Source organism: Ornithinibacter sp. (assembly GCF_035443565.1).
Taxonomy (GTDB): Bacteria; Actinomycetota; Actinomycetes; order Actinomycetales; family Dermatophilaceae; genus Fodinibacter.
Genome location: NZ_DAORSO010000016.1, coordinates 1 through 3627 on the forward strand (window position 1 = coordinate 1; position 3627 = coordinate 3627).

Sequence of the window (3627 nt, forward strand, 5' to 3'; positions counted from 1 at the left end):
CTAGGTGGTCGGGACGGTTCTCGGTGGTTGTGGACGGTTCTCCGTGACTGCAGGCGGCGTTGCGCCATCGACCAGGTCGGACAGCGTCACGCACTCGTACCCTCGCTGGCCCAGTTCGCCCAGCAGGCGGTCCAGCAGCGGCACCACGCCGGCCCGCTCCGGGCGTCCCTCGTGCAGCACGATGACCGACCCCGGCCGCACCCGCCTCAGCACGAATGCCAGTTCGCGCTCGACGTCACGCACCTCGAGGTCCAGCACGGCGATCGACCCCAGGGCCACCTCGGCCCCACCTGCCCGCACGTCGCGCAGCTGCCCCGGACGCAACCAGCCCGATCCCGGTCGCATGAACCGCGCTCGGATGCCGGTCGCGGCCTCGATCGTCGTCGCCGTCCGGCTGAGGTCCTCGGCAAGGGCAGCCCGCGACAGCAGCCCGGCAGGTCGGTCCGACCATCCGTGGTTGCCGATCTCGTGACCGCCTGCGACAACAGCTCGAGCCAGGTCAGGATGCGCCTCGACGCCTGAGCCGAGCAGGAAGAACGTGGCCCGGGCCCGGTGAGCCCGCAGCACCCCCAGCAGCGCAGTGGTCAGCCCGGGCGTGGGGCCGTCGTCGATGGTGATCGCCACCTGCCGCTCCGGCGACCGCGCACCGAACAGGACCGGACCCCGACCGCCGAGCACACCCAACGCCCGCTGGGGCTGCCGGCGCACGACGTAGGCAACCGCGACCCCGAGGGCCGCCACTGCCACCAGGAACCCGGACCCGGCCCGCGTGGCACTGCCCGCCCACCGGGTGTGGAGCGCGCCCTGGATGCCGGTCCGATCGCCCATTCCGGCCTCCTTCGCGCTGCTGATGGGGAGCACGTCGCTGTCGCCATCATGCGGCACGGCCCGACGGGAGTGATCACTCACAACCGCGCGCCAGGGCATCCCCTTCGGTGTTGAGTTGAGGCGGGTGCCGTCGCGCCGGCGGCAGCCACCCCAGCGGGAAGGTCGGGATCATGGCCGCGGTCGAGGTCAGGGGCCTGCGCAAGGTCTACGGGGAGGTCAGGGCCGTAGACGGCCTCGACCTCACGGTCGACGAGGGTGAGGTCGTGGCCCTGCTCGGACCCAACGGTGCCGGGAAGACCACCACGGTCGAGGTGCTCGAGGGCTACCGGGCCCCGGACTCGGGCTCGGTCGAGGTGCTCGGGTTCGACCCGCAGACCGGGGGCCGAGCCTTCCGGGAACGAATCGGGATCGTGCTCCAGGAGGCTGGCTTCGAGGACACCTTCACACCGCGCGAGCTGGTGCGCCTGCACGCCGGCTACTACCCGCACCCGCGCGCCGTCGCCGAGGTGCTCACCCTCACCGGGCTGGACGAGAAGGCCGACGCCCGGGTGCGGACCCTCTCCGGCGGGCAGCGGCGGCGGCTCGACCTTGCCCTCGGCATCGTCGGCGACCCCGAGCTGCTCTTCCTCGACGAGCCCACCACGGGCTTCGACCCCTCGGCCCGGCGCCGGGCCTGGGAGCTCGTCGAGAGCCTGCGCGCGCTGGGTGCCACGATCCTGCTCACGACCCACTACCTCGACGAGGCCGAGCACCTCGCCGACCGCGTCGTGGTCATCGACCACGGCCGCGTCCTGGCAGAGGGCACCCCTGAGGCGCTCGCGGCCGCCGCGGGCGCCGCGACGGTCATCTCCTTCCGGATGCCGTCGGGCCTCCGGGTGGCGGACCTCCCGGGCGTGGGCCATGAGGCCCGCGTCGCCGGCAGCATGGTCGAGGTGCGCACCGACACGCCCACGGCGGACGTCGCCGAGCTGGCGACCTGGGCGTCCGGCCGGGGGATCGAGCTCGAGGCGCTCGCCCTGGCCCGCCCGAGCCTGGAGGACGTCTACCTCGACCTCGTCGGTGAGGCCGGGGCGGTCGGTGAGGCCGGGGCGGTCGGGGAAGCCGTCGACGCGGACGATGGGGCGACCCGGTGACCGCCCTCGCGACCACCCCGCACCCGCGCCGCTCCGCGGGTGGCTCGGGGGGCTCCGGACCGGCGATGCTGCTGCGCCAGACCAGCCACGAGCTCGCCGCGTTGTCGCGCACCCCGATCACCCTGATCCTCAGCATCGGGCTGCCACTGCTCTTCTTCGTGCTGTTGTCCGCCCTCGTCGGCAACGAGGTCGTCGACGAACGCGGTGGCGTGCGGGTCGTGCAGTACCTGGCACCCGGCATGGCGTCCTTCGGCGTGGTCATGGCGACGTTCTCGTTCCTCGCCGTCGGGCTCGCGGAGGCCCGCGCCACCGGAGTCGTGAAGCGCCAGGCGGGCACCCCCGCGCCCCGGTGGGTGCTCGTCGGCGGCCGAATCGGAGCAGCGCTCGTGCTCGGGCTCACCTCGACCGCGCTCGTCCTCGTCACCGGGGTCGTCCTCTACGACCTGCAGGTGCCGAGCCGGTCGGTGCTCTCGATCATCACCACCCTCGTCTTCGCCTCCGGCTGCTTCAGCGCCCTCGGGCTCGCCCTGGCCATGGCCCTGCCCACGATGCAGCTCACCCTGGCCGTGAGCAACGGCGTCGTCATCCCGCTCGCCTTCATCTCGGACATGTTCATGTTCAGCGGCGACATGCCCGACTGGCTCGAGACCATCGGCTGGATCTTCCCGCTCAAGCACCTCACCGCCCTGTTCGCCGACGCACTCAACCCCTACCTCACCGGCAGCGGGTTCCAGCTAGACCACCTCCTCGTCATCGCGCTGTGGGGCGTCGCCGGGGCCGTCGTCGCGACGGTCCTGCTGCGCCGGGACCGTGACCGTGACGCCTCCCGGGCGACCGCCGCGGGCCGCTCCAGGCGATCGAGGGCCGGGTCCCGCGGCGCGGCCGCCGACGCGAGACCCAGGCGCACGGCATCCCCGGGCGCGGTTGCCCTGGTCTCGGAACAGGTCGCACACACCCAGTCGATCCTGTGGCGTGACGTGTCCGCCGTGTTCTTCGCCGTCGCGTTCCCCGTGCTGCTCGTCGCGATCATCCCCGCCGTCAACGGCGGCGGGGACGTGCTGATGAGCAACGGCGCGCCGCTCGGCACGTTCTACGCGGGGACGATGGCGATCTACGGCGCAGCGGTCACCGCCTACGTCAACATGCCCCAGAGCCTGGCCGAGGACCGTGACCGCGGGGTGCTCAAACGAACCCTGGGCACCCCGCTTCCGGCCCCGGCCCTGCTGCTCGGACGCGTCGTCGGCGCACTCGTCGTCGCCCTCGTCACCGGGCTGGCCATCGTCGTGCTCGCCGCCGTCGCCTACCGGCCACCGCTTCCCCGGGGGATGCCGTCCGCCGTCGTGACCCTCGTCGTGGCCACGGTGTGCTTCGCCGTCGTCGGGCTGGCCGTGATGACCTTCGTGCGCTCGGCACAGGCCGTCGTCGGGGTCACCCTCGGCACCCTGCTCCCGCTGGCCTTCATCTCCGACGTGTTCGTCGTCGGGGCCAGCTTCCCCCCGGTGCTCGAGGCGATCTCCTGGTTCTTCCCCCTGCGGCACGCGGCGGCGGCGATGTCCCAGGCGGTCGGCCCTGACGTCACGGGCTCCGGGCTGGCCCTTGACCACCTCGCGGTGCTCGTGGCCTGGACGTTCGCGGGGGCGGTGGTCGTGGCCCTGCGCTTCGGGCG

The 3627-nt window shown here is 73.0% G+C and carries 3 protein-coding genes; 2 read left to right on the forward strand and 1 reads right to left on the reverse strand.

What is annotated here, in order from left to right; translation table 11 throughout:
• Positions 1-828, reverse strand: a complete 828-nt coding sequence (locus tag PLL68_RS03500; protein WP_324531689.1) for a polysaccharide deacetylase family protein — start codon at positions 826-828, stop codon at positions 1-3.
• A gap of 170 nt (positions 829-998) precedes the next feature.
• Between PLL68_RS03500 and PLL68_RS03505 the strand changes: the two genes are divergently transcribed.
• Both PLL68_RS03505 and PLL68_RS03510 read left to right on the forward strand, forming a co-directional pair.
• Positions 999-1961, forward strand: a complete 963-nt coding sequence (locus tag PLL68_RS03505; protein ID WP_324531691.1) for an ABC transporter ATP-binding protein — start codon at positions 999-1001, stop codon at positions 1959-1961.
• The coding region (locus PLL68_RS03510) for an ABC transporter permease (RefSeq protein ID WP_324531692.1) at positions 1958-3627 on the forward strand (1670 nt) is incomplete at its 3' end. The genes PLL68_RS03505 and PLL68_RS03510, both read left to right, overlap by 4 nt.

What these genes read in the sequence shown, in the direction of transcription:
- PLL68_RS03500 (WP_324531689.1), bottom strand. Translation starts at nt 828, where the DNA reads ATGGGCGATCGGACCGGCATCCAGGGCGCGCTCCACACCCGGTGGGCG.
- PLL68_RS03505 (WP_324531691.1), top strand. Translation starts at nt 999, where the DNA reads ATGGCCGCGGTCGAGGTCAGGGGCCTGCGCAAGGTCTACGGGGAGGTC.